Consider the following 25,954-nt stretch of genomic DNA (forward strand, 5'->3'; position numbering starts at 1 on the left):
ATATTTTAATATAAGCTAATTAATTAATTTATCAATAAACTTAACTTTATTAAATTTAAAAGAGGAGAGTGAGTCCAATGGAACAGGTGTATGAAAAAAAGCGTGAACAGCTTCTTAGTGATCTCAGTGATATGAGTGAAGTTGCAGAGGAAATGCTGCAGAATGTAATTAAAGCAATGGATGATTTGAATGTTGAGAAAGCTCACGAGATTATTGAAAGAGATGATGTGCTGGATAACTATTTAATTACTATAGAAGAGGAAGTTTCGCGCTTGTTAACCCTGGATCAACCCCTGGCAGCTGATACCTGGTTTAGTATTGCAATGATTAAAATTGCAAATGACTTAGAAAGAATAGGAGATCAGGCAACTAACATAGCTGAGATTTTACTTGAATTAAAACATGATGGAATTATGAAACCCTTAGTTATGATTCCAGAACTCGCTGATATTGTCACTGATATGCTGGATGTAGTATTAGAGTCATTTTCTACCAAAAATTCGGATCTTGCAGAAGCAGCCTGCCGAATGGACGAGAAAGCAGATAATCTTTATGAAGATATTTATTCCAAAGCTATTAAAATCATTAGCCAGAAAGAAGATAAGGAAAAAGTAAAGCAGATAGTTCAACACATCAATTTAGCTAAAGCATTAGAGCGGGTAGGAGATCACGCAACTAATATTGGTGAAGAAACTATCTTTATTGTAACCGGTAAAAGAGTTAAGTATTAAAAATATAATTTGATTTTAAGTATCGAGCCTCAAAATAATTGAAAATATTTTTGAAATCCAGTATAAATTAAGAAAACGGCCTATTTGAATAGGCCGTTTTTTTATGCATAAATCTATTTATTAAATTTAAAGTCAGCATTAGTAAAATAAAACTCCACCCGGTCCAATAGGTAAATTGAAGATAAACCAGATAACTAGTAAAATAGTCCAGCCGATCATAAAGGCAATTGAATAGGGAACCATCGTAGATATTAAAGTGCCGATTCCTATATCTTCATCATATTTTTTGGCAAAAGCGATAATGATTGCAAAATAGGGCATTAAAGGTGTAATGATATTTGTTGTAGAATCACCTATCCTGTAAGCCATCTGAGCAAATTCGGGTGAATAACCAAGCTGCATTAACATTGGTACAAATACCGGGGCCATGATTGCCCATTTAGCAGAGGCACTACCAATAAAGAGATTAATAAATCCAGCCACTACAATAAATAGGATAATTAATGGTAAACCGGTAAAATTAATTGACTGCAGAAATTCTGCCCCACCAATTGCCAGAATAGTTCCCAGCTTTGACCAGTTAAAGTAGGCTACAAACTGACCGGCTGCAAAAGCAAGAGTAATATATCCTCCCATTCCGGCCATGGTTGAATCTAAATACTGAGCAATATCATCACTATTTTTAATTGAACCGGTCTTTTTACCATAAGCCAGACCGGGAACAAAAAAGAAGATAGCAATTAAGGGTACCATACCGCCAACAAAGGGAGTTCCACCCATAATCAAATTACCTGCATCACTTCGCAAAATTCCATTTTGAGGAACAGTCATTAATAAAATAACTGCCAGAGTAACTCCCAGCCAGATCAAGGCTGATTTAATTCCGGCATTTTCTTCAGCCGTAATTTCTTCCAATTCTTCTTCGTGTTCACCTTCATATTCTCCAAAGCGGGGAGCAATAATTTTTTCAGTTACCCAGGTACCAATTATTGTAACTAAAAAGGTTGAAGCCACCATAAAATAATAATTTACTGTTGGTGGAATTGTATAACCTGAGTCAATAAGTTGAGCTGCTTCCTGAGAAAGTCCGGCCAGCAGTGGATCCAGAGTTGAAAGAAGTAAATTGGCACTAAAACCTCCAGAAACCCCGGCAAAAGCAGCAGCCAGACCAACAAGTGGATGCCTGCCTTTGGCAGCAAAGATTACCGCACCTAAAGGCACCAGTACAACATAACCAGCATCAGAAGCTATATTTGACATGATACCTGCAAAGATTACAACAGCTGTAATGTATTTATCTGGTGCACTCAAAACTGTTTTTTTCAGAACAGCAGAAATTAAACCTGACTTTTCTGCGATTCCAACACCTAACATTGCTACCAGTACTACACCCAGTGGAGCAAAACCGGTAAAATTACTAACTGCTTCAGTGAAAATCCTGCGGATACCAGATTTAGATAATAGGTTGACAGCTCTAATCGTTTCTCCTGTACCCGGATGGGTTACAGCTATTTCGAATAAACTGATAATCCAGGATAAGATTAATACAAATGCAGATAAAATAAAGAATAATATAACTGGATGTGGCAGTTTATTTCCTGTTCTTTCGATTCGATTTAAAAATCGATCGGTTAAACTAAGATTTTCTTTGTTATTTAACATAATTTCCTCCTCTATTTTCTGATTCTAAATCGTGAAAATTTAACACTTTAAGTAAATAAAGTGGGCAGATTTTTAAGCCACATTTTATAGTATATTAAATTTCTCAACTTATTTCAAATTTTTAAAACGATTTAGCAGCTGTCAGGTTATGATGAAGAAAAAATTAGTTTTTTAAAGCAGAATTTAAAATTGCTTCTTTAACTACTCGCGCAGCTAGAACGCCCACCTGGTTAATGTCAGCCTGAACCTGACTGGAGGCTAAAGTAAAAACACTGTCTCCATCTAAAAGTGTGTGCACAGGATAAATTGTGCGGCTCAGTCCGCTGTGAGCCATCATTGAAACCCGATTTGCTTCTGATTTATTTAAAACAGCATTAGTTGCTACCACAATTAAAGTTGTATTTTGTCGTAAAAAGCCAAGATTTATTTCCGGCTGCTTAATGATAGTTTCCTCAGTATTAACAAAATTACCCTCCTGATCCCGAGCTCCAGCAATAATTTTACCACTCTCAGGGTCTTTAAGATCACCAAAAGCGTTGACTACTGCCAGAGCTGAAACGATAAGCTCACCACTTTTGCGGGCAGCATGACCGAGTCCTGTCTTACTTGCATTTTCTATTCCCATCAGTTTTCCACAGGTGGATCCTGCTGCTGCACCGATACTTTCGGCTGTTTGAGCAGAGCTGCTGGCATTTTGACAGGCCTGATAGGCCATTTTTTGATCGGGAGAGTCATTACTTTTGTATTCTAGATCATAAATGACAGCTGCCGGGACAATGGGTACAACTCCACCTCCGGTTTGAAAACCGATATTTTTTTCTTTTAAATACTGCATAACTCCTCCTGCAGCATCAAGCCCATAGGCACTGCCTCCGGTTAAAAAGACAGCATTAGCTTTATCAACTGCAGCCCGGCTGTCAGTTAGAGCAAATTCTCTGCTTCCAGGTGCTCCACCACGGACATCTGCTCCAATTGTAAAATTTGCTTCAGCTAAAACCACTGTACAGCCTGTGCCTGCTTTCTGATCATCGGCATGACCAAGTTTTATTCCTTCAACAGCTGTTAAATCAGTATTCATATATTTTCCTCCTCCTGGGTTATTTAAAATTAAAGCACAAAATTTGTTTGAAATCCATTTAACTAATTATAGTATAACATCTTTAGAAAGGTTTTTTTAGGCTGCAGGAAATAAATGATTTTGTTTATCTGGAAATATCAGCTGCTAAAAATTTAAATTATAAAAGTTTGAAAAACTTTATTTTGTTAAGCAGGAAACTGTCACTTTATCGCAAATTATATATTATAAGAACAGAAATAATTTTCAAAAAAATTATGGAGGTGGAATTTGTGAAATTCAAAAAATTATCGATTGCTTTTTTAACTCTGATTTTAGTGATGACTTTATCTTTTACCATTCTGGGACAAGAGGCTGAACTGAGGATTTATCATGTAAATGATGTTCATTCCCGGGTAGAAGAAGATGATTATGCAGGTAGTATGGGTTATGCTAAAATGGCAACCTTAATTGATGAAGGTAGAAGAGAAAAAGCAAATGTGATGTTTCTGGATGCAGGGGATACTTTCCACGGGCAGACAATTGCTAATATAAATGAAGGAGAAGCTATCAGCCATATTTTAGATTTAATGGACCTGGATGCTTTAACCTTAGGAAACCATGATTTTAATTATGGTCAGGAGAGACTGGAAGAATTAGACTATATGAGTAATTTTCCATTTCTGGCTGCTAATTTGAGCAAAGAAGATGGAGAAGAAATTCCATATACTCAGGATTATATGATTAAAGAGTTTGATGGCTTAACAGTAGGTGTTTTTGGCCTGGTAACTCCAGAGACAGCTTATAAAACTCATCCTAAAAATGTTGAGGGTTTAGTATTTGGAAATCCAGTTACTGCTGCTGAAAATGCTGTCAGCGAATTAAGAGATCAGGTAGATGTAGTTGTTGCCCTATCTCACTTAGGAATTAGTGAAGGTAGTGAATATACAAGTACTATGGTTGCAGAAGAAGTTTCCGGTATTGATCTGATTGTTGACGGTCACAGTCATAATGTAATAGAAGAAGGCATGATGGTTAACGATACAATGATTGTGATGGCGGGAGAATATTCTAAATATCTTGGTTATGTAGATCTGACAGTCGAAAATGGTGAGGTTTCAAATATTAGTCCTAATTTAATTCCTAGAGAAGATACTATGGATGTTGAAAAAGATTATATGATTTCAAAAGTTGTAGAAAGAGTTAATAGAGCCAATGAGACAATTACCTCTCAGGTAGTTGGAAGAACTGCTGTCGAATTAAATGGAGCCAGAGGTAATGTTCGCACCGGTGAAACTAATCTTGGGAATTTAATAACTGATGCAATGCGGAGTAAATTAGATACTGATGCTGCCATTACTAATGGTGGAGGAATCAGAGCTTCTATTGATCAGGGTGAGATTACTCAGGGTGAAGTTATTACAGTACTGCCCTTTGGAAATACAACCATGGCTATAGAATTAAGTGGTGCTGACTTAAGAGCTGCTTTAGAACATGGTGTTTCCGAATACCCTGCAACTGAAGGGCTTTTCCCACAGGTTTCCGGAATTAAGTTTACCTTTGATGGTGATGCTGAACCTGGAAATAGAGTCCAGCAGGTCTGGGTTGGCGGAGAAAAACTTGATCCAGATGCAATGTATACTGTAACTACAAATGACTTTATGAAAGCTGGAGGAGACGGATATTCAATGTTTGCAGATGCTCCAATAGTTAAAGAAGCTGGAGGCTTGGAAGAAGTATTAATGGAATACATTGAAGCTAATGCTCCTGTAGCTCCAGAAACAGAAGGAAGAATAGTAGCTGAGTAAAATGCACTGGTACCGGGTACCACCCGATATAAGTCGAAAAGTGTCGAAAATATAAAAGCAAAACTACCCTCTATTGATTTTTCAGTAGAGGGTTTTTTTAACTTATATCATTAAAATAGTGGATCTACTTTACAATTATCAAAAAATTAGATAAAATCAAGCTGTAATTTAATCAATTGAAGTAATAAAATAACAAGAGGAGGTAATTATTATTAGTGGAGAAACAGTTGGTTTTTTGTCCATAATCCCACCCCTGCTGGCTATTTTGCTGGCAATGTATACCAGGGAAGTACTTATTTCTTTATTTGCTGGAGTCTGGTCTGCAGCCTTGATTATCAGCAGCTGGAATCCGATTTCGGCAACTTCATTATCTTTGCGCTGGATTGTTAATACAGTTAATGATCCCTGGAATGCTAAATTTTTGATTTTGATTATGCTGATGGGAGCAGGGGCAGCCTTGATTTACAAGTCAGGAAGTGTGCTAGCCCTGGAAAGCTGGATGGGTAATGCCGTCAGAACTTCAAGAGATTCTCAGATTTTAACCTGGATGATTGGAATGTTTATCTTTATCGATTCTTATACCAGTACAATTGTAACCGGAAATGCAACCCGGGATGTAAGTATCAAAAATAAAACATCCAGAGAAGCTCATTCCTATATCCTGGATTCCACAACTGCTCCGGTCACAACTTTTGGTCCAGTTTCTAACTGGATTGGTTATCAGGTCTCGATGATTGCTGCAGGTTTTACTGCTGCCGGAATAACAGCCGAGCAGATTGGAGTTACACCGTATGCAGTATTTTTACGCTCAATTCCCTGGAATTTCTACTGTCTTCTGGCCTTTTTTATGGTTGGCTTTGTCTCTATAACTCAGAGATATTATGGGCCAATGCTTGACGCAGAATGGCGGGCTCGTAAAGAAGGTAAGTTAATGAAGGATGGAGCAGAGGCTTTATCAGATATTAGTACTGATGTAGGTGAGCAGAGTCAGAGAAATCCAAAATTGATAAACTTCTTTTTACCGATTATTTCATTATTAGTTGTCAGTGTATTTTCTATGTGGTGGCTTGGTGAAGGCTATCAGGCCGGAGTTAGTATTGCTCAGGCTTTTCAGGAGACTGATATAGCACTGGCCCTGCTTTATGGTTCCTTTGCCTTTGTCTTTTTTGCCCTTGTTGGAGCTCTGACTTATAAAACGATGAGCTTAAGTGAAGCCAGTGATGCGATAATTGATGGTTTTAAAACTATGATTATTGCAGCTGCGATTATAATTTTAGCCTGGACTATTGGCTATGCGACTGATCAGGTCGGGACAGCAGACTATGTTGTAAATATTTTAATGAACATTGGTCTGCCCGGTAGAGCCCTGCCGATAATTATCTTTTTAGCAGCAATGTTTATTTCTTTTACTACCGGAACTTCCTGGGGTACAATGGCTATTTTAACACCGATTGCTGTTTCTACAGGTTATGAATTAGTAGGATTTAGTATTGTACCGGTGCTGATGGGAATCTTATTTGGAGGAGCTATTTTTGGAGATCATGTGTCTCCAATTTCTGACACCACTGTCATGTCTTCAATCTTTGCCGGTTCTGATCATATTGATCATGTAAGTTCACAGATTCCTTTTGCTTTAACAGCTGCTGGAGTTACAATTTTTACTTTAATCCTCTATGCTTTAGGAATTGATTCTGTAGTTATTCTATTAACTACAGCTTTTGTGCTGACCATAGTTTTAACAGTTTTCTTAAATAAATATGATGCAAAAAGAAAAGGTCTGCCTGAGGTAATGCCGAGTGTTGAAGAAATTAAAGCCGGGAGCACATCCGGTAGCAAAATGAAGATTTTTAATAAAATTGCTACTGCAGCTGCAGCTTTTTATCTAATCTATATGATCAGCATTTTCCTATTTGCAAATCTGGCATCGTAATTTACTCAGAAATTCGAATTGGAAAATAATTTAGTTGTAAAAATGAAATAACGTTATTTCCCCTGAGCCTTTTAAGTTGCTTTAACAGGCAGCTGAAATTCTCAGGGGATTTATTATTTAATAAGCAGTTAAAAACCAATTAAAAGATGTGAAATTAATCATTTGTCCCTAAATTCGATTTAAAAGTATTTTTCTGCTATAATAAGGAGTAGATTGCTTAGAGAAAAGAGCGACAAAATTTTAGTCTTTAATTTAAAATACAAAACTATAAAATTTTAAAAATATTTTTTTGAACTCAAGAATAATAAAGGAGTTACTGATAAATTAAATGGAAAAGAAAAAGCAGGATTTAAAGCAGAAAGATAATGAAGAAAAATTAGAAAACCCGAGAGATCAGTTTATGGTAATCTCAAAAGATGATATGCGAAAAAGAGGCTGGGAAGAACTTGATTTTATTATTGTCAGCGGTGATGCCTATGTGGATCACCCTTCTTTTGGTACAGCGATTATTGCCCGGGTCTTAGAAGATGCCGGTTTTAAAGTAGGAATAATTGCTCAACCTGACTGGAGATCAACAGCAGACTTTAAAAAGCTGGGTAAACCGAAGTTTGGATTTCTGGTAACTGCAGGTAATATGGATTCTATGGTTAACCATTATTCAGTTTCCAAACACCGCCGCAGTTATGATAATTATTCTCCAGGGGGAGAGAGTGGTCACCGTCCGGATCGGGCGACTATAGTTTACAGTAATCGTCTGCGGGAAGCCTATGGGGAGATTCCAATAATTATTGGTGGGATTGAGGCCAGTCTGCGCCGTTTCGCCTACTATGACTACTGGGATGACAGTGTTCGTCGCTCCCTTCTTTTTGACAGCAGAGCTGATCTTTTAGTTTATGGAATGGGAGAAAAACAGATTTTAAAAATTGCAGAAAATTTAGAAGCTGGACTGGAGATTAAATATATTAATTATCTGCCAGGCACAGCCTTTATTGCTGATGAGCTGGAATCTCTATATGATTATGAACTGCTTCCCTCCTATGAGGAAGTAAAAAGCAGTAAAAAGCAGTACGCTTATGCCTATAAAATTGAATATCTAGAACAGGATCCAATCAGAGGTCAGCAGCTGGTACAGCAGCATGGAAATCGTTATTTAGTTCAGAATCCACCTGTTGAGCCCTTAAGTCAGGAAGAACTGGATCATATATATACCCTGCCCTATCAGCGGGATTATCACCCTGTTTACGAAAGAGATGGAGGGGTTCCGGCGATTAAAGAAGTTAAATTTAGTCTTGTCAGTTCTCGCGGCTGTTTTGGTGCCTGTTCATTTTGTGCCATATCTTTTCATCAGGGTAAAATGATGACAGCCCGCAGTAAAGAATCACTGGTGGAAGAGGCTAAGCAGATAATTGCTCTGGATGATTTTAAAGGTTATATCCATGATGTGGGGGGACCAACTGCTAATTTTCGCAAGCCATCCTGTACAGATCAGCTTTCGCGGGGAATGTGTAAGGGCAAAGAATGTATGTTTCCTGATCCCTGCAGTAAGTTAGAGGTGGATCACGAAGAATACTTTGAGATTTTGAGAGAATTAAGGAAACTGCCGGAGGTAGAAAAGGTTTTTGTTCGCTCCGGTATCCGCTTTGATTATCTTTTAGAAGATGAGGGGAGCCGTAAATATTTAAAAGAACTGGCAGCTCATCATGTAAGTGGTCAGCTTAAAGTGGCACCAGAACATGTTTCAGATAAAGTTTTGGGCTATATGGGTAAGCCCGGAATAGAAGTTTTTGATAAATTTAGAAAGGCCTTTTATCAGGTTAATCAAGAAATTGGTTTAGAACAGTATTTAATTCCCTACTTTATTTCCAGCCATCCTGGAAGTAGGCTGGAAGATGCAGTAGAACTGGCAGAATATTTAAGAGATATTAATCATCATCCAGATCAGGTGCAGGATTTTTATCCAACTCCAGGAACAATGGCTACTGCAATGTATTACAGCGGCTATGATCCCCGGACAATGGAAGAAGTATATGTAGCTAAATCTGTCGAAGCTAAAAAAATGCAGAGGGCCTTACTGCAGTATCACAAAAAGGAAAATCAGCAAATAGTGCGTAAAGCTTTAAAGATGGCCGGACGTAAAGATTTAATTGGTTATGATAAAAAGTCACTTGTACCACCTACTCATTAGTAATTTTAAATAAACAAGCAGGAGGTATTTTAATGTCTACAGTAACCACAGATGATAAATACAGCTTATTATTAGATAACTTAAAGGAGCTTGAACCTTTTGTGATTGCCTTTTCGGGAGGAGTTGACAGCACCTTTTTAACTGCTGCAGCTCAAAAAGCCGGAGCCAAATTTGAAGCAGTAACGGTCAACACTCCCTTTGTACCGGATAGAGAAATCAGGGAAGTTGAAGAACTGGTGCAGGAATTAAATTTTGAACATCAGCAAATAGAAGTTGAGCTTGCAGAACTGGAAAAAGCAATAGAAAACACGGCTGAGCGCTGTTATCACTGCAAAAAGGTAATTTTTAATCAGATTATTGATTATGCTGCTGGTAAAACAGTGGTCGAGGGTTCTAATCTTGATGACACAGGTGATTATCGCCCGGGACGCAAGGCTTTACAGGAACTGGGAGTTAAAAGCCCACTGCTTGCAGCACAGCTGACAAAAAAAGAAATTAGAATGCTCTCAAAAGATCTAGGGCTGGTGACCTGGGATAAGCCTACATTATCCTGTCTGGCTACCCGGGTTTCTTATAACAATCCAATTACAGCAGAGAGACTTGAAAAAATCGAGATTGCAGAGGAACTGCTGCGGCGAAATGGATTTAAGCAGTTCAGGGTTCGAGACCACAACAATCTGGCCCGGATTGAATTATCAGAAGCTGACAGAGAAAAAATTCTGGACTTAAATTTAATGGATAAGCTGTCTGATAAATTACAGAAATTAGGATTTCAATATGTAACCCTGGATCTGTCGGCCTATAAAAGTGGAAGTATGAATAAAGAAATCCTGGAGGGAAAAGATGAATAAAGAAGATGTTACAGCAATCTTAGAAAAAGTTAAAAATGGAGAAGTGGAGGTAGATGCTGCCGCTGCTTTTTTAAAGGATCTGCCTTTTAAAGATCTTGGTTTTGCTAAAGTAGATAATCACCGCAGTCTGCGCAATGGTTATCCTGAGGTAATTTACTGCGAGGGGAAATCTTTAGCCGAAATTGAAGGTATAGTTAAAGAAATGTTGAAACACGAGAATAATATACTGGCCAGCAGAGCCAGCAAAGAAGTCTATGAGCGAATTAAAGAAATTGCACCTGAGGCGGTTTATCATGAGCGGCCGCAGATGATTTTTATAGAAAAACAGAAACTGGAGAAAACTAAGAGCAAAATTCTGGTTGTCAGTGGTGGTACTTCGGATATTCCGGTTGCAGAGGAAGCTGTAGTAACTGCTGAAGCACTGGGCAATTCTGTTGAACGCCTCTATGATGTTGGAGTAGCCGGGATTCACCGTCTGCTGGGCAATCTGGATAAATTTAATGAGGCTCAGGTAATTATAACAGTAGCTGGAATGGAAGGTGCTCTGGCCAGTGTAGTCGGCGGTTTAGTCGACAAACCAGTAATTGCTGTTCCAACCAGTGTTGGTTATGGAGCCAATTTTGGTGGAGTTTCTGCTCTACTGACCATGCTCAACAGCTGTGCCAGCGGAATTGGAGTGGTTAATATTGATAATGGATTTGGTGCTGCCTATCTGGCCAGTACAATTAACTTACAGATAGAAAAAGCAAGAGAGGAAGGATAAGATGGAAAATATATTATACTTTGATTTACTATCCGGAATCAGTGGAGATATGACAATTGCATCTTTACTTGATCTGGGAGTTGATCAGGATAGATTTTTAGAAGAATTAAAAAAGTTAAATCTTGCCGGTTATGAGATTGAGATTTCTACTGTCCAGAAAAATGGAATTACTGCCACTGATTTTAAAGTTGTTTTAGAGGATGAGACCCATCCTGATCATGTCTCGACTGGAAATGACAAAGCTGCTGAGGCGCATCATTCTGGACATCATGATGACCATGATCAGAGTCAAGACTCTCATGGACACCAGCATCAGGCTGGCTGTAATGGCTGCGGCAATCACGGTAACCATGGTGACCACGATCATGGCGCTGGTGAACATAAACACTCTCAGGCTGAACACGGCTGTGGAGATCATCAGCACCAGGCTCAAGATCAGCACCAGCATAACCATGATCACCGGCCTCAGGGAGCTGTTTTGCACAGCCACAGCAGTGACCATGTTCACCGCAATTTTAATGATATTCAGGAATTAATCAATCAGAGCCAGCTCAGCCAGAAAGTAAAAGCTTTGAGTATTGATATTTTTGCAAAAGTAGCAGAGGCTGAGGCAAAAGTCCATAATAAGTCAATTGCTGAGGTTCATTTTCACGAAGTAGGAGCAGTTGACTCAATAGTAGATATTGTAGGGACAGCTATTTTAGTTGAGCTGCTTAATCCCGATCACATTTATGCTTCGGCTGTACCTTTAGGCACCGGATTTGTGGATGCTGCCCACGGTAGAATTCCAATTCCGGCACCGGCAACAATTGAAATTTTAAAAGGTGTACTCGTTTATTCAACAGGAGTTAGGGGAGAACTGGTTACTCCTACCGGAGCTGCTATCATTAAAACTCTGGCTGAAGAATTTATTGAGATGCCGGAAGTTGAAATAGATAAAATCGCTTATGGTGCTGGCAAAAAGGATTTTGAAATTACAAATCTACTGCGGGTTTATCAGGCTAAAAAAAAAAGTAAAGAAAAGCTCTTAATTTTAGAAACAAATATTGATGATATGAGTGGAGAAATTTATTCTTATCTTTTTCCGAAACTGCTTGAGGCAGGCGCTAAGGATGTCTATCTCACAAATATTATGATGAAAAAGAATAGACCGGCTCAAAAATTGACTGTACTTACAGCTGCAGAGAAACAAAAAGAGCTGGAAGAGATTATTTTTAGAGAAACTACTACTCTAGGTATCAGAAATCAGGAAGTTAACCGCAGCTGTCTGGAACGCAGGTATTTTGATCTGAATTCTTCCCTGGGAAAGGTAACTATTAAGGCCGGTTATTATGAAGGGGAATTAATTAAATATTCTCCGGAATATGAAGAGTCTAAGAAAATCGCTGAGAAAGAAAATATGGGACTGCAGAAAGTTTATGATCTCTTAAAAAAAGAGGCAGCAGAAAAATTATTTGTTTAAAATTTTTGACTTAACAGAGAGGAGAGCTAAAATGATAAAATTTACTGCAATCGGAAAAGTTAAAAGTAAATTTAAAAAGCCGGCAGGTCCGGAAGAGATGAAAAATAATGAAAGTATTATTGAAATTGAAGCTCAATATAAAGATGGCCTTTATAAAATAGAGGATTACGAATATCTACAGATAGTTTATTATCTGCATCAGACAGAAGGTTATGATTTGATCTCCGAATGGCGGGTGGGACCCAGAAGAGGTGTTTTTTCTTCCCGGAGTCCCAGACGCCCCAATCCTATTGGAGTTACCACAGTTAAATTATTAAAAAAAGAAGATAATAAACTCTTTGTTTACGGACTGGATGCAGTTGATGGGACTCCGGTTTTAGATATCAAGGTTCATTCAGAATTAATGGATGAAACCTCTTCTCTGGCAACAGATCTTTAATTTTAGCTGCAGTTATTTAAAATTGAATATAATTTATTTCAACAAATTTTCAAATCATTTTCAGATGGCAATTTAAATAATTTAAACTAATTAGAAAAGTTGATTTCGGAGATTGATTTAAATAGAATGATCAGGATAGAAATTCCGGCAGTGATTATTACTGCCATCCCAGGCGTCTGATAACTGAGCTGGGCTCCGATAATTCCAATATAGGCCCAGACAACTACCAGTCCAAAGGCGATATTTTTGTATTTATCCAGAATTTTAACTGCAATTGTAAGCCCCAGCAGAATTCCAATAATTGCTGCGATATTGAGAAAATTTGCCGGCCAATCAGATTTAAAATAAACCAGAACGGCCATCAGGTTTGCAATAAAAGCTACTGTAACCCAGGCAGTATAAATACTGAATGGAAATTTAAGTCCCAGGTATTCAGTCAGAGAATAATTTTGATAATTATGCAGCCTTTTAAAAATCTGAAATAGTGATAAAGGTAAAATTAAAATAACCAGCATAGAAAGATAAAGCCTCTGATGATGCCACAGATAAAGCCAGCTCATATTGGCTAAAGAAGCTATAATAAAATAGGGGCCAGTTGAAAATCTCTTTATAATTTCACTTTTTCCTGTAAACTGATAAATAATAAAAATGGTTAAAAAAAGATAAATTATTCCCCAGATTGAAAAGGTAAATCCTGCCGGAGTAAAGGGATTTTGGTATAAATCAGATACTGCTCCACTGGAAATTCCATTAATCGGTAGATAATTTGCCAGAAAGTTAACAAAGATTGTGAGGAGTAAAAAGATCAGGTTAGCGATTTTAAGACCAGGTTTATTTTCTTGCATAAGCTCACCCCTTTGATTTTTATTCAGAATCAAGTTTGTTATACAAAACGGCAGCCGAAAAGGCTGTGATTGGAATTGTAATTATTAAACCAACTGTACCAGCCAGACCTCTAATGATTTCTGTAGCTACTAAGTCCATATTTATTAGTTCAACCCAACCCTCGCTGAAGTGATAAAAAAGAATAAATAGGGATAGGGAACTGCCAGCATAAGCTAAAATAAGAGTGTTGGACATAGTGCCAATAATATCTCTCCCTACCTGCAGACCTATTTTATATAATCTGCTGATAGATAACTTTTTGCTGTTTTTCCAGGTGGTTTCGGCAACTGAGGCAATAGACATTGCTACATCAGTTACAGCTCCCAGGCTGCCGATAATAATTCCTGCAAAAAGAATTCCCTCAGGATCAAAATTGAGTTCTGATCCTAATAGAAGCCGGGCCTCTTCACTGCTTAAACCACTCAGTTCAACCAGCTGCCCAAAAACATAAGCCAGGACTCCGGCACAAATGACGCCAGCTGCAGTCCCAATAATCGCAGCCAGTGATTTTATTCTAAAACCACCGATTATTCCCTGAATAATCACAATTAAAACCAGAGATGTTAAAACTGCTGTCTGAATCGGAGCCGCCCCTTCTGCAATCTGGGGAATCAAATAAAAGAAGATGATTCCCATGGTTAAAAGAAGAGCAGTGATAGTTCGAACCCCCTGCCTTTTGGCAATGATTAAAAGTAGAACCAGGGTAAGTGCTCCCAGATAAATTAATCCTCTTTCCCGCAGCAGATCCTGAAACTGCACATCAACAAGTTCTCCGTTTTCATAAAATGCCGCCAGAAGAATTCTATCTCCCTCTTCCAGCAGGTTTTCACCATAAATGCTGTTTCTCATAATATTATTTTCGATTTCTCTTATTTCGCCAGAATATGGCTCAGAAAAAATTTCAATTTGCAAATCCTGGCTGTATTTTATTCTGCCTTCCTTAAATCCCTCAGTTTCTACTTCCAGCACTTCTGCTTTTAAAGTTCCCTGTTCAAAATCGATGTTTTGATTAAATAAATCTTCATTTTCTGCTTGAGCAAAAATAAATGTATTATAAATGCTGACCAATAGACAGCCTAATAGAATTATTAAAACTATTCTTTTCATTTTCCAACCTCTCTCCAGTAAAAAAATTAAAAGTACTTAATATTTTAATACTTCTTTTTAAACCTGTTAAATCCTGCAAAGAGCTTATTAAATTAGTACATTATCATGTTAAAGAACAAAAGAAATAATTTTGAAAAAATTCACATAAAACTCTTGCCAAAGTGATTTTAAAGTAGTATAATCTAATTGAACCGACAGAGAGTGAGTAGCGGAGTTATTATTAGGTCGGTGGACTTATTTTCTGGAACAAAGTAGATGTGCAGCGAGTATGTTCCCTAACAAAATTATTAAGGGGGCATTACTAATGAAAACTATTTTTAAGCACAAGCGCACTCACAAGGATCTTGTTAAGGCTAATGAACAATCTGAAGCTGATCAGAAACATGACAGACTTAAAAATAACGCCTTGATGGATTATTACATGATGGGCGGTTATTAAAATCAAAGAGAAAAATTAAGATCCCGGGGCAGTTTTGCTCCGGGTTTTTATTTTTATATTAGCACTTTTTCATAATCTGAAATAACTTTCTGTATAGGATTAGCAGAATTCTTTGACTTCCTAAAATTGGACTGTTATAATTTTTGATGGAAGTGATTCCATATAGAAATATTAAATATATGAGGTGGAAATAAATATGAAAAGCGAAAAAGAAATTATGTTAGCGGGAGAGATGTATAATCCCCAGAATGAAGAGCTTATGGAAGAAAGAAAAAAGGCTAAAAATCTTTGTTATAAGTATAATAATCTGGCACCTAGTGCTGAAGAAAAAAAGAAGTTAATTCTACAAAAATTATTAAAAACAGAAAAGAATCCCTATATTGAACCTAATTTTTATTGTGATTATGGCTATAATATTACAGTTGGAGAAAATTTTTATGCTAATCATAACTGTGTATTTCTTGATGTTAATACAATTATCATCGGAGATAATGTAATGCTGGGGCCAGCAGTTCAACTTTATACTGCAACCCATCCGGTAGAAGAGAAGGAAAGGAATTCAGGCAGAGAACTCGGTTTTCCCATAGTAATCGGAGATAATGTCTGGATTGGTGGAGGAGTGATAGTCCAACCCGGTGTAACTATTGGTGACAATTCTGTAGTTGGTGCTGGAGCAGTTGTAACTAAAGATGTACCTGCAAATGTGTTTGTTGGTGGTAATCCGGCCAAAATCATTAAAGAGATTGATAATAGTTAATTATAGTGAGAAAGAATCTGAAAAAATTAATTAAATTGTTTGACTTTTTTAAATTCTATTGCTATAATTATTTTTGGAAGCGATTCCATTTTATTTTTAATTTAATTGGAAGCGGTTCCAATTATAATAAAATTTAGAGGGGGATTTATTAAATGAAATATTTACGATCAATTATTTCAGTTTTACTGGTAGTAGTAATGGTTTTTGGTCTCAGTGCGGTGGGTTTTGCTCAGGAGGTTGAGCTGGAGTTTTTTCAGAACAAGAGGGAAGCTGTAGAAACTTTTGACAGGTTAATTGAAAAGTTTGAAAAAGAAAATCCGGATATCAATATTGAGCAGAATCATGTTCCTGATGCAGAAACAGTTTTAAAATCAAGGTTAACCAGAAATAATATACCTGATATTATGGGTCTTGGTGGTAATTTTACTTATGGTCAGATAGCAGATGCCGGGATTCTGGAAAATTTTGATGATGCATCTTACTTAACAAGTACTCAGACAGCCTATAGAGAAATGCTGCAGGATTTACATGAAGGAAATTCCAATTACGGGATTCCATTTACAGCAAATGCAAATACAGTTTTATATAACAAAGACAAATTTGATGAATTAGGACTTGATATACCCCAGACCTGGGATGAATTTATTGAAACAGCTGAAACTATTCAGGAAAATGATGGAACACCTTTTTATCTGACATTTAAAGATGCCTGGACCATTATGGTTCCCTGGAATTCACTGGCTGCAAATTTACAGGGAGAAAACTTTATTCAAAGAAGAAAAGACAATGAAGTTACATTTAAAGAGAATTATAAAAAGGTGGCAGAAAGAATTTATGAATTGTTAGATTACGGTCAGGATGATGTTTTTGGTTTTGGTTATAGTCAGGGTAATCAGGCTTTTGCCAATGGTGAATCATTTATGTATATTCAGGGAGTCTGGGCCATAAATCCTATTTTAGAATCAAATCCTGATTTAAATTTAGGAGCCTTTGCCCTGTCTGCAGTTAATGATGCAGCTGAAAATATGCTGGTTTCTGGAGTGGATACTGTTCTAACAATGAACAAAAACACTGATCACCCGGAAGCAGCTGAAAAATTTATTAAATTCTTACTGGAAGAGGAAAATGCACAATTTTATATTGACCAGCAGATGACTTTCTCATCAGTGGAAAATGTTTTTCAAGAAGACCCAACAGTAGTTGACTTAAAGGAATATTTTGAAACCGGAAATATTGCTCCTTTCCCTGATCATTATTACCCTTCAGGAATGCAGGTTCCAAACCTGATTCAGGGTTTCTTACACGAAGGAAATGTAGAAGAATTTTTAGAAGAGCTTGATTCTGAATGGAATAAAGTACAGTCAAGATAAGACAAAGTTACTGGAATTAAATAAAGGAGCCTCTTCTCACAATTGAGAGGGGCTTCTAACTTTAAGTGGGAGGAAATAGTGATGAAAAAAACTTCATCTGCATTTTACTGGATGACAATTCCAGCTTTTATATTATTTTTTGTTTTTCATACACTTCCGGCTCTGCAGGGGATATTTTATAGTTTTACAGATTATGTAGGTTTTGGAGATTATAGTTTTGTTGGGTTTAAAAACTTCACTAATCTGTTCAGTGATGGTCGAGCACTTGATGCTTATATTTTCACCTTTAAATTTGCTATTGTTTCAACAATTTTAGTTAACATTTTAAGTCTTTTAATTGCCTTAGGTTTAAATTCGAAAATAAAGCTTAAAAATACCTTTAGAGCAATTTATTTCGTGCCCTATATGTTAAGTATTTTAGTTGTTGGTTATATATTTAATCATATTTTTACCTTTATTATACCGGAAATAGGACGTGGTCTGGGAATCGAGATACTGAGTAAAAATATTCTGGGAAATATGGATTTAGCCTGGATTGGAGTTGTGATTCTTGCTGTCTGGAATTCAAGCGGTTTTAATACTCTGCTTTATTTATCTGGTTTACAGACTGTTCCGGACGAATTATATGAAGTTGCTAAAATAGATGGTGCCGGAAAATGGGATCAATTTAAACATATTACTTTTCCTTTAATCGCTCCTTTCTTTACAATCAATATTGTAATTTCTATGCGGGGATTTTTAATGGTTTTTGATCACATAATGGCCTTAACTGAAGGTGGTCCTGGCCGGGCAACTGAATCGATAACTTTACTAATTTATAACGGTGGATTTATGGGCGGAGAATTTGCATATCAGACTGCTAATGCTGTAATCTTTTTATTAGTTGTCCTGGCTGTTTCGTTTTTTCAGATAAAAGTACTGCAAAAACGTGAGGTGAGTTATTAATGAAGGGAAAAACAAACTGGTGGGCAACTGGACTGTTGCTTTTAGGATCATTTATTATTATAATACCTTTATATATGGCATTTATAGTATCTCTAAAAAATCCGCAGCAGTTAGCAGAATCAATACTTGCAATCCCTGATTCATTTCAAATTTCTAATTATCTAAAAGCTATAGAAATGACTAATTATTTTCAGAGTCTAATGAATAGTGCTTATGTCACTATTCCAACGGTTATCGTAGTACTTGGGGTTAATTCGATGGTTTCCTATGCAATAGCCAGAAATATGGATAAAAAGTATTTTAAATTTCTATATTATTATTTTATTAGTGCTATGTTTATACCTTTTCCGCTAATTATGCTGCCGATTGTTAAGGAAATGGCAATGTTAAGCCTTGATAATCTTAGTGGACTTATATTATTATATATTGTATACGCGTTACCTTTAAATGTTTTTATCTATGTAGGTTACATAAAATCTTTACCCCGGAGTATAGAAGAAGCAGCAATTATAGATGGTGCTAATGTCTGGCAGATTTTCTGGAGAATTATTTTTCCGGTTTTAAAACCGATTAATGCTACAATAGCAATCCTGACTGCCTTAAAAGCCTGGAACGACTTTTTGTTACCACTGCTGATGATCAGTGATCGTTCTAATATGACATTACCTTTAGTTCAACATGTTTTTCAGTCACAGTTTAGCACCAACTATAGCTTAGCTTTTGCTTCCTATATACTTGCTTTACTTCCGATGCTTCTGGTCTATATTGTTGCTCAGAAGAAAATTATAAGTGGAGTTATGAGGGGATCAGTGAAAGGATAATTAATAATTATGGCAAAAGATAAAGTAAATATTTATGATGTGGCAGAAAAAGCCGGTGTTGGGATTGGAACTGTCTCTAGAGTTTTAAACAACAGCAGTAAAGTTAAGGATGAAACCAGAGATAAGGTTCTCAAGGTTATGAAAGAATTAAATTACAGGCCCAATAAAGTTGCTCAGAATCTGGCCAGTCAGAAAGCAAATGCAGTTGGCGTTATTGTGCCGACATTTATTGATCACTTCTTTGTTGAGGTATTAAAAGGTATTCAGGATGCTTTAGAAGAGGAAAAAATAGATTTAGTTTTATATAAAATAGATAAAGATCAGCAGATGATGGATAAAATTTTAGACATTGTTCACAGCAAAAAGGTTGATGGAATTGCAGCAGTGACGATGGATATTTGTGAACACGACTACCAGACTTTATTAAAAGAAGATATTCCGGTTGTTTTAGCTGATGAAGATAGCCCGGATTTTCATTCTATTCATTTAGATGATGTAAAAGGTGCGGAAATGGCTGTTGAGTATTTAATTGAGCAGGGACATCAAAATATTTCTTTTGTCAATGGCATTAAAGAAAGTCAGCATGGAATCAATCGTTTAAAAGGTGTAAAAAATATACTAGCAAAAAATAATCTCAGTTTAAATCCAGATCTGCTTAAGTTTGGAGATTTTCATACAGAAGATGGTTACCAGTCAATGCAGGAGATATTAGAACTGCCTGAGCCGAAATGGCCTTCCGCTGTGTTTGCTGCTTCTGATAATCAGGCAATTGGAGTTCTGCAGGCAATGGAAGAAAAATTTTTAACTGCTCCCGACGATATAGCGGTAGTTGGATATGATAATATCGAACTTGCTAAGTACTTAAAGTTAACAACTATCTGGCAGCCGATGTATCAGCTCGGGCACCTATCAATTGAAGTTTTATTAAAAGCAATTAATGGTGAATTAAATGAGATTTATCAGAAAGAGTTAGAGTTAAAATTAATTAAAAGAGAGACTGCTTAAGCAAGATTGTTTAAGCAAAAGAATTTAATTATATTTGATATTTTAAAAAAATTTAAGCAGAGAAAAGGTGTAATTATGAATAAACAAAAAAAGAAATATTTATTGATTGCGTTAATTTATATTGCTTTTATTTCCCTGGGGCTGCCGGATGGACTGCTGGGTGTTGCCTGGCCGGAAATGAGAAGTAGTTTTTCTCTGCCCCTTGATGCCCTGGGAATTATCTTAATTGGCTCAACTACAGGTTATTTGCTTTCCAGTTTTTTTAATGGCTTTTTTATCAAAAAGATTGGGGTGGCAGTTCTGCTGGCCCTCAGCTGTCTGGCAACCGGACTGGCTCTGATAGGATATACGCTGGCTCCATTCTGGTGGCTTTTGCCGCTGCTGGCTGTTCTGGCCGGGATGGGAGCGGGAGCAATTGATGCTGGCTTAAATACCTATGTTGAGAAACATTTTAACGAAGGTTTAATGCAGTGGCTTCATGCCAGTTTTGGGGTAGGAATTACAATGGGTCCGATTATTATGGCCAATGGGATTAAATATTCTAATAGCTGGAGAACTGGTTATCTGATTGTCGGTACGGCTCAGCTAATACTTGCTTTAGTCTTTGTTTTAACCCTTTCTCTCTGGAAAGATCCAAAAAATAAAAAGACTGCCGGGACTGATAAAAATAAAGAACAGGAGCAGGAAATGAAGTTGATCCAGACTTTAACCCATCTGCCTGCCTTAATGAGTATTCTCCTGTTTTTTATTTATACAGGAATAGAAATGGCAATTGGCCACTGGACCTACACTTTATTTACAGAATCCAGAGGTATCAGTACAGCTCTGGCTGGATTCTGGGTTAGTACTTACTGGGGCTCCTTTACAGTAGGCAGAATCTTAGCTGGATTTTTAGCCTACAAATTTTTGAGTCGAAAAATTGCTAAATATGCAGCTGCTCTGGGTTTACTGGGAAGTATCTTAGTTGCTGTCAATTTATCACAGTGGCTGTCACTGCTCGGGATTGCGATAACCGGAATTGCCATTGCCCCGATTTTTCCGGCTTTAATTTCCAGTACTTCCTATCGTGTTGGGAAGGAACATACAACAAATACAATTGGAATTCAGATTTCAGCTGCAGGACTGGGTGGAGCATTGCTTCCCGGACTGGCGGGGGTGCTGGCCCGTAATATTTCTCTGGAGATAATTCCTATTTTTATAACGATTTTATTTATTTTATTTTTAACAATCAATAATTTGATTAAAAAAGTAACAGATAAAGCTGCAGAAAAAGCAGCTTAAATAATTATAAGTGGAGGTTTAAAAATGAATAAAAAATGGTGGAAGGAAGCTGTGGTTTATCAGGTTTATCCCCGCAGTTTTAAAGACAGCAACAATGACGGAATTGGAGATTTAAGAGGTATTATTGAAAAAATAGATCATTTAGATCAGCTGGGAGTGGATGCAGTCTGGTTAAATCCAGTCTACAAATCTCCCAATGATGACAATGGTTATGATATTAGTGACTATCAGGCCATAATGGATGAATTTGGAACTGTGGAAGATTTAGAAGAGCTGATGGAACTGCTGCATCAGCGGAATATAAAATTAATTATGGATTTAGTTTTAAACCACAGCTCAGATGAGCATCAGTGGTTTAAAGAATCTCGTCAGAGTAAAGATAACCCTTATCGTGATTATTATATCTGGAGAGACGGCAAAAATGGTGGTCCACCAAACAACTGGAAGGCATTTTTCGGTGGTTCTGCCTGGAAATATGATCAGAAAACAGATCAATATTATCTCCACCTGTTTTCACCAAAACAGCCTGATTTAAATTGGGAAAATCCTAAAGTCAGGGAAGAAATTTATGAGATGATCAACTGGTGGCTGGAAAAAGGGGTAGATGGTTTTAGACTTGATGTAATTAATCTGATTTCTAAAGATCAGCGGTTCCCTGATGGGAAAAAAGAAGGGCTTGCTGGCCATGAATACTTTGCCAATGGTCCCCGGGTCCATGAGTTTATCAAAGAAATGGCTGCTAATACTTTTAATAAATATGAGGCAATGACAGTTGGAGAAACTCCTTTTGTTGATAAGGAAGAAGCGATAAAATTTGTGAAAGAGGAAAGAGAAGAATTTTCGATGGTTATTCCCTTTGAACATCTTGAATTTGACCGCAAAGAAGGCTGGGATAAAATTACAGACTGGGATCTGACAGAACTTAAAGATTTAATGAGTGAGTGGCAGTATAAGCTGCAGGAAAATAATGGCTGGACCAGCCTCTACTTCTGCAATCATGACCAGCCGAGAATTGTTTCTCGTTATGGTGATGATGGTAAATATCGCAAAGAGTCAGCCAAGATGCTGGGAACAATGCTTCATACTTTAAGAGGAACACCCTTTATTTATCAGGGAGAAGAAATTGGGATGACCAATATCAGTTTTGATTCTTTAACTGATTTTGATGATATTGAAACCAGAGGTTATATCAAAGAACTGCAGGAAAAGGATCAGCTGACACAAAAGGAAATATTAGAGATTGCCAATTATAGGACCCGGGATAATGCTCGTACTCCTATGCACTGGAATGACAGCAAATATGCCGGTTTTTCTGAATCCGAACCCTGGTTAAAAATGAACAGCAATTATCCGGAGATTAATGTAGAAAAAGATCTGAGTTCAGATGATTCGGTATTTAAATATTATCAAAAAATGATTTCTCTGCGCAAAAAATATCCGGTTTTTGCCTATGGTAAATATGATATTTTATTAGAAGCTGATCAAAACATTTATGCCTATCAGCGTCAGGGAGAGCAAAATAATCTGCTTGTGCTTTTAAACTTCAGTGAAAATGATGCTGACTATGATTTAAATGATCAGCTGGAGATCAAGCAGGCAGAATTAATTTTAAATAACTATCAAAAAGAAGCTGATTTTGAGCTGAAGAGCAGTTTAAGACCCTATGAAGCCAGAGTTTATCTTTATTAAGATTTAAACAAAATTACCGAATTTAGCCAGGAAAGCCTCACTCATGTTAATAGGCGGGGAGTCTGTCAACGGTTCAAGAAATATAGAGAATTAAAGTTTTAAAGTTTAATCTGCTTGACAAAAATCATAAATATGGATATCATTAATGTAAGAATTGTCACACAACTCCGAGTGCATTTAAGCTAAAACTTTTAGGTAATGCTTGCTGCACCGATAGGGTCTAAAGGGAAACGTTTAGGCCTCCCGGATGGAAAGGAGTGATCAAATGGATTGCATTAGTGTTAATCCACCTTAAAACTTCCGGTGTCTGCCGGAAGTTTATTTTTTTGAGCATACTTTTTAACAGATCTGGCTTAAAGTTTAATTAAAATCAGAAAATAGAAAGAAGAGATTGATCATAATGCATCATAATGCATGAGGGGGATTAATATGTCAATTAAAAAGATTATTTTTACAATATTTATTTTTACACTGGTTTTCAGTTCAGCTGCAGCCGGCCAGGAAGTTTTAACAATGGCTACCACCACCAGTACTGAAAACTCAGGCTTACTGGATCAATTACTGCCGCCTTTTGAAGAAAAATTTGATGTGCGGGTGGATGTTGTAGCAGTCGGAACCGGGGCGGCTATAGAACTGGGGCGGAATGGAGATGCAGATATAATTTTTGTTCACGCCAGAGAGGCAGAAAATGAATTTGTAGCAAATGGCTATGGAGTGAACAGAAGAGATGTGATGTATAATGATTTTGTAATTTTAGGACCACCTGCTGATCCAGCCGGAATTAGAGAAACAGAAACTGCAGTCGAAGCTTTCCAGAAGATTGAGTCAAAAGGAGCAGAGTTTGTTTCCCGGGGTGATGATTCAGGTACAAATAAAAAAGAATTATCTCTCTGGGATAATGCCGGAATTACACCCGATGGAAGCTGGTATTTAGAAAGTGGTCAGGGAATGGGCCCCAGTATAAATATGGCAAATGAACGTCAGGCCTATATTCTGGCTGATCGGGGAACATATTTAGCTTATAGTGGAGATATTGAGCTGGAAATAGTTAATAGTGGAGATCCGGCTTTGTTTAATCCTTATGGGATTATCCCAATTAATCCTGCCTATCACAGCCATGTTAACTATCAACTGGCCATGGCTTTAACTGGATATCTAACTTCACAGCAGGGTCAAAACATGATTAATAATTATCAGCGTTATGATGAGCAGCTATTTTACCCATCTGCAATAGAAGCAGAAAATCTGAAAGAATAATTTTTAAAAAAGATTAGATTGATAGTTGGCTGCAGAGCTGATTTTATTCTGCAGCTGACTGTTTAAATTGTATTTTACAGGAGGAAAAATGTGGACTATTATACTGATGCAATATTTAGGGCTTTTGAGTTAATCATAACTTTAGATTCCGAAGTTATTCAGGTGGTAACAACTTCTCTTAAAATTTCTCTATCTTCAACTTTTATTGCTTCAATTATTTCTATCCCTCTGGCAGTACTAATTGCCCGCAATAAATTTAAAACAAAAAAGTTTATTAATATTATTTTAAATACACTTTTAAGCCTGCCCACAGTTGTAGTCGGGATTTTTGTATATTCACTTATTTCCCGACGGGGAATTATGGGAGAATTAGATCTACTTTTTACTCCAACAGGAATTATATTTGGTCAGGTGCTTTTAATCATACCTTTGATTACTGCCTTGATCAGAAATGTAATTTTTTCAATGGATGAAAAACTATACAAAACGGCTGTGTCAATGGGAGCCAGCCGCAGACAAAAGTTTAAACTTTTGATTTTAGAGGCTAGATATGGAATTATAGGGGCTGTAATAGCAGGTTTTGGCAGAGTGCTGGGTGAGATTGGAGTTTCAATGATGATTGGAGGTAATATTAAGGGAGTTACCCGGACTATTACCACAGCAATGTCACTTGAAACCAACAAAGGTCGTTTTGCTTTTGCTTTAGCTTTAGGTATCATACTCCTGTCATTATCATTTTTAATAAATTTAGTCACTTATTATCTGCAGGAGGGGAAAAATTATGCAAGACGATAAAATTATTGAATTAAAAAATATTAAAAAAATATGTGGAGACAGGAAAATTTTAGATATTGATAATTTTGTAGTCTTAAAAAATAAATTTAACTTTATAATTGGTGGTAATGGAAGTGGAAAGACAACTCTTTTAAATATTTTAAGTCTGGTTGATCAGGATTACAGTGGTCAGCTTTATTATAAAGACCAGAAAATTAATAAAGAAGAACAGAATTTAAAACTGAGGCGTAAATTTTCTGTAATCTGGCAGGATCCATATTTATATCGAGGTAATGTGTATTATAACATTGCTCTTCCCTTAAAGCTTCGTGACTGCAGCCCAAAATTAATAGATAGGAAAGTTAAAGAAATAGCTAAAAAGCTTGAAATTGAAAACCTACTGCATCAGTCTGCTCATACTCTTTCGGGTGGAGAAAGACAGAAAACTTCAATTGCCAGAGCTTTAATTACTGAGCCAGAAGTTTTATTTGTAGATGAAGCGACAACAAACCTTGATGAAGAAAGCATCCATTTTTTTAACTCTCATTTTGCTGATTTAGTAACAGATGAGATGACAGTTGTCATGGTCAGCCATGATCGAAGACAGATCAAAATATTAGCTGACTACATCACTCTGCTGCACCAGGGAAAAGTGGAAACAAGTAAAGCAGTTGACAATTTTAACTTTCAAATATTTGGTGCAGGAATTGAAGCCCCAATAGCAGAAATAGTATAGTAG

General features: G+C 36.8%; 23 protein-coding genes and 1 riboswitch. Of the genes, 19 read left to right on the plus strand and 4 right to left on the minus strand.

Annotated elements, in window-relative coordinates:
• The first annotated feature begins 77 nt into the window (after positions 1 to 77).
• Complete coding sequence (gene phoU / locus C7958_RS02465) at positions 78 to 731, plus strand: phosphate signaling complex protein PhoU (RefSeq protein WP_111571087.1); 654 nt, start codon at positions 78 to 80, stop codon at positions 729 to 731.
• A gap of 138 nt (positions 732 to 869) precedes the next feature.
• Here the strand turns inward: phoU and C7958_RS02470 are convergent, their stop codons facing one another.
• Together C7958_RS02470 and C7958_RS02475 are read right to left on the minus strand one after the other, a co-directional pair.
• Positions 870 to 2,393, minus strand: a complete 1,524-nt coding sequence (locus C7958_RS02470; protein ID WP_111571088.1) for an AbgT family transporter — start codon at positions 2,391 to 2,393, stop codon at positions 870 to 872.
• A 163-nt stretch (positions 2,394 to 2,556) separates the two neighbouring features.
• Positions 2,557 to 3,471 (minus strand): P1 family peptidase, encoded by a 915-nt coding sequence (locus tag C7958_RS02475; RefSeq protein ID WP_111571089.1) that lies wholly within the window; start codon positions 3,469 to 3,471, stop codon positions 2,557 to 2,559.
• Between the two features lie 269 nt (positions 3,472 to 3,740).
• Here C7958_RS02475 and C7958_RS02480 point away from each other — a divergent pair, with 269 nt between their 5' ends.
• From C7958_RS02480 to tsaA, 7 genes are all read left to right on the plus strand, one after another.
• A complete protein-coding gene (locus C7958_RS02480) occupies positions 3,741 to 5,255 on the plus strand; it encodes a bifunctional metallophosphatase/5'-nucleotidase (protein WP_111571090.1) in 1,515 nt (504 codons plus the stop codon).
• A 274-nt stretch (positions 5,256 to 5,529) separates the two neighbouring features.
• Positions 5,530 to 7,185: a Na+/H+ antiporter NhaC family protein gene (locus C7958_RS02485; RefSeq protein WP_111571179.1), complete on the plus strand. Its 1,656-nt coding sequence runs from the start codon at positions 5,530 to 5,532 to the stop codon at positions 7,183 to 7,185.
• Positions 7,186 to 7,513: 328 nt separating this feature from the next.
• Positions 7,514 to 9,370 carry a YgiQ family radical SAM protein gene (locus C7958_RS02490; protein ID WP_111571091.1) on the plus strand — a complete coding sequence of 619 codons (1,857 nt, stop codon included), beginning with the start codon at positions 7,514 to 7,516 and terminating at the stop codon, positions 9,368 to 9,370.
• Between the two features lie 32 nt (positions 9,371 to 9,402).
• Entirely contained in the window at positions 9,403 to 10,221 is an 819-nt protein-coding gene (larE, locus tag C7958_RS02495; protein ID WP_111571092.1) for an ATP-dependent sacrificial sulfur transferase LarE, read from the plus strand.
• On the plus strand, positions 10,214 to 10,984 hold the full coding sequence (gene larB / locus C7958_RS02500) for a nickel pincer cofactor biosynthesis protein LarB (protein WP_111571093.1): 771 nt from the start codon (positions 10,214 to 10,216) through the stop codon (positions 10,982 to 10,984). The genes larE and larB overlap by 8 nt, the downstream gene beginning before the upstream one ends.
• 1 nt (position 10,985) lies before the next feature.
• Entirely contained in the window at positions 10,986 to 12,446 is a 1,461-nt protein-coding gene (larC, locus tag C7958_RS02505; RefSeq protein ID WP_111571094.1) for a nickel pincer cofactor biosynthesis protein LarC, read from the plus strand.
• Between the two features lie 31 nt (positions 12,447 to 12,477).
• Positions 12,478 to 12,885 (plus strand): tRNA (N6-threonylcarbamoyladenosine(37)-N6)-methyltransferase TrmO, encoded by a 408-nt coding sequence (gene tsaA / locus C7958_RS02510; RefSeq protein WP_243834224.1) that lies wholly within the window; start codon positions 12,478 to 12,480, stop codon positions 12,883 to 12,885.
• 86 nt (positions 12,886 to 12,971) lie between these two features.
• Here the strand turns inward: tsaA and C7958_RS02515 are convergent, their stop codons facing one another.
• Together C7958_RS02515 and C7958_RS02520 are read right to left on the minus strand one after the other, a co-directional pair.
• Complete coding sequence (locus C7958_RS02515; protein WP_111571095.1) at positions 12,972 to 13,730, minus strand: hypothetical protein; 759 nt, start codon at positions 13,728 to 13,730, stop codon at positions 12,972 to 12,974.
• Between the two features lie 19 nt (positions 13,731 to 13,749).
• Positions 13,750 to 14,877, minus strand: coding sequence for a YibE/F family protein (locus C7958_RS02520; protein ID WP_111571096.1), 1,128 nt, complete (start codon positions 14,875 to 14,877; stop codon positions 13,750 to 13,752).
• Positions 14,878 to 15,181: 304 nt separating this feature from the next.
• Here C7958_RS02520 and C7958_RS15865 point away from each other — a divergent pair, with 304 nt between their 5' ends.
• The 11 genes from C7958_RS15865 (at position 15,182) to C7958_RS02570 (ending at position 25,951) form a co-directional block, all read left to right on the plus strand.
• Complete coding sequence (locus tag C7958_RS15865) at positions 15,182 to 15,316, plus strand: hypothetical protein (RefSeq protein ID WP_258394128.1); 135 nt, start codon at positions 15,182 to 15,184, stop codon at positions 15,314 to 15,316.
• A 196-nt stretch (positions 15,317 to 15,512) separates the two neighbouring features.
• Positions 15,513 to 16,073, plus strand: coding sequence for a sugar O-acetyltransferase (locus C7958_RS02525; protein ID WP_111571097.1), 561 nt, complete (start codon positions 15,513 to 15,515; stop codon positions 16,071 to 16,073).
• A gap of 152 nt (positions 16,074 to 16,225) precedes the next feature.
• Positions 16,226 to 17,443, plus strand: a complete 1,218-nt coding sequence (locus tag C7958_RS02530; protein ID WP_111571098.1) for an ABC transporter substrate-binding protein — start codon at positions 16,226 to 16,228, stop codon at positions 17,441 to 17,443.
• Between the two features lie 81 nt (positions 17,444 to 17,524).
• Entirely contained in the window at positions 17,525 to 18,388 is an 864-nt protein-coding gene (locus tag C7958_RS02535; protein ID WP_111571099.1) for a carbohydrate ABC transporter permease, read from the plus strand.
• Positions 18,388 to 19,209: a carbohydrate ABC transporter permease gene (locus tag C7958_RS02540; RefSeq protein ID WP_111571100.1), complete on the plus strand. Its 822-nt coding sequence runs from the start codon at positions 18,388 to 18,390 to the stop codon at positions 19,207 to 19,209. The genes C7958_RS02535 and C7958_RS02540 overlap by 1 nt, the downstream gene beginning before the upstream one ends.
• A gap of 9 nt (positions 19,210 to 19,218) precedes the next feature.
• Entirely contained in the window at positions 19,219 to 20,214 is a 996-nt protein-coding gene (locus C7958_RS02545; RefSeq protein WP_111571101.1) for a LacI family DNA-binding transcriptional regulator, read from the plus strand.
• A 75-nt stretch (positions 20,215 to 20,289) separates the two neighbouring features.
• Complete coding sequence (locus C7958_RS02550) at positions 20,290 to 21,495, plus strand: MFS transporter (RefSeq protein ID WP_111571181.1); 1,206 nt, start codon at positions 20,290 to 20,292, stop codon at positions 21,493 to 21,495.
• A gap of 24 nt (positions 21,496 to 21,519) precedes the next feature.
• On the plus strand, positions 21,520 to 23,184 hold the full coding sequence (locus tag C7958_RS02555; RefSeq protein WP_111571102.1) for a glycoside hydrolase family 13 protein: 1,665 nt from the start codon (positions 21,520 to 21,522) through the stop codon (positions 23,182 to 23,184).
• A 153-nt stretch (positions 23,185 to 23,337) separates the two neighbouring features.
• A riboswitch (molybdenum cofactor riboswitch) is annotated at positions 23,338 to 23,458 on the plus strand.
• Positions 23,459 to 23,613: 155 nt separating this feature from the next.
• Positions 23,614 to 24,441: a substrate-binding domain-containing protein gene (locus tag C7958_RS02560; RefSeq protein WP_111571103.1), complete on the plus strand. Its 828-nt coding sequence runs from the start codon at positions 23,614 to 23,616 to the stop codon at positions 24,439 to 24,441.
• Between the two features lie 90 nt (positions 24,442 to 24,531).
• Positions 24,532 to 25,236, plus strand: a complete 705-nt coding sequence (locus tag C7958_RS02565; protein ID WP_111571104.1) for an ABC transporter permease — start codon at positions 24,532 to 24,534, stop codon at positions 25,234 to 25,236.
• A complete protein-coding gene (locus C7958_RS02570) occupies positions 25,223 to 25,951 on the plus strand; it encodes an ABC transporter ATP-binding protein (RefSeq protein ID WP_111571105.1) in 729 nt (242 codons plus the stop codon). Before C7958_RS02565 ends, C7958_RS02570 begins: the two co-directional genes overlap by 14 nt.
• Positions 25,952 to 25,954: the final 3 nt, after the last annotated feature.

The sequence above is a fragment of the Halanaerobium saccharolyticum genome, from assembly GCF_003259895.1.
Taxonomy (GTDB): Bacteria; Bacillota; Halanaerobiia; order Halanaerobiales; family Halanaerobiaceae; genus Halanaerobium; species Halanaerobium saccharolyticum_A.

Bases quoted from the DNA above. Each gene is read 5' to 3' on its own strand.
- C7958_RS02535 (WP_111571099.1), top strand. From the start codon at position 17,525: ATGAAAAAAACTTCATCTGCATTTTACTGGATGACAATTCCAGCTTTT.
- C7958_RS02530 (WP_111571098.1), top strand. From the start codon at position 16,226: ATGAAATATTTACGATCAATTATTTCAGTTTTACTGGTAGTAGTAATG.
- larB (WP_111571093.1), top strand. From the start codon at position 10,214: ATGAATAAAGAAGATGTTACAGCAATCTTAGAAAAAGTTAAAAATGGA.
- C7958_RS02515 (WP_111571095.1), bottom strand. From the start codon at position 13,730: ATGCAAGAAAATAAACCTGGTCTTAAAATCGCTAACCTGATCTTTTTA.
- larE (WP_111571092.1), top strand. From the start codon at position 9,403: ATGTCTACAGTAACCACAGATGATAAATACAGCTTATTATTAGATAAC.
- larC (WP_111571094.1), top strand. From the start codon at position 10,986: ATGGAAAATATATTATACTTTGATTTACTATCCGGAATCAGTGGAGAT.
- C7958_RS02555 (WP_111571102.1), top strand. From the start codon at position 21,520: ATGAATAAAAAATGGTGGAAGGAAGCTGTGGTTTATCAGGTTTATCCC.
- C7958_RS02540 (WP_111571100.1), top strand. From the start codon at position 18,388: ATGAAGGGAAAAACAAACTGGTGGGCAACTGGACTGTTGCTTTTAGGA.
- tsaA (WP_243834224.1), top strand. From the start codon at position 12,478: ATGATAAAATTTACTGCAATCGGAAAAGTTAAAAGTAAATTTAAAAAG.
- C7958_RS02520 (WP_111571096.1), bottom strand. From the start codon at position 14,877: ATGAAAAGAATAGTTTTAATAATTCTATTAGGCTGTCTATTGGTCAGC.
- C7958_RS02475 (WP_111571089.1), bottom strand. From the start codon at position 3,471: ATGAATACTGATTTAACAGCTGTTGAAGGAATAAAACTTGGTCATGCC.
- C7958_RS02570 (WP_111571105.1), top strand. From the start codon at position 25,223: ATGCAAGACGATAAAATTATTGAATTAAAAAATATTAAAAAAATATGT.
- C7958_RS02525 (WP_111571097.1), top strand. From the start codon at position 15,513: ATGAAAAGCGAAAAAGAAATTATGTTAGCGGGAGAGATGTATAATCCC.
- phoU (WP_111571087.1), top strand. From the start codon at position 78: ATGGAACAGGTGTATGAAAAAAAGCGTGAACAGCTTCTTAGTGATCTC.
- C7958_RS02550 (WP_111571181.1), top strand. From the start codon at position 20,290: ATGAATAAACAAAAAAAGAAATATTTATTGATTGCGTTAATTTATATT.
- C7958_RS02490 (WP_111571091.1), top strand. From the start codon at position 7,514: ATGGAAAAGAAAAAGCAGGATTTAAAGCAGAAAGATAATGAAGAAAAA.
- C7958_RS02470 (WP_111571088.1), bottom strand. From the start codon at position 2,393: ATGTTAAATAACAAAGAAAATCTTAGTTTAACCGATCGATTTTTAAAT.
- C7958_RS15865 (WP_258394128.1), top strand. From the start codon at position 15,182: ATGAAAACTATTTTTAAGCACAAGCGCACTCACAAGGATCTTGTTAAG.
- C7958_RS02485 (WP_111571179.1), top strand. From the start codon at position 5,530: ATGTATACCAGGGAAGTACTTATTTCTTTATTTGCTGGAGTCTGGTCT.
- C7958_RS02545 (WP_111571101.1), top strand. From the start codon at position 19,219: ATGGCAAAAGATAAAGTAAATATTTATGATGTGGCAGAAAAAGCCGGT.
- C7958_RS02560 (WP_111571103.1), top strand. From the start codon at position 23,614: ATGTCAATTAAAAAGATTATTTTTACAATATTTATTTTTACACTGGTT.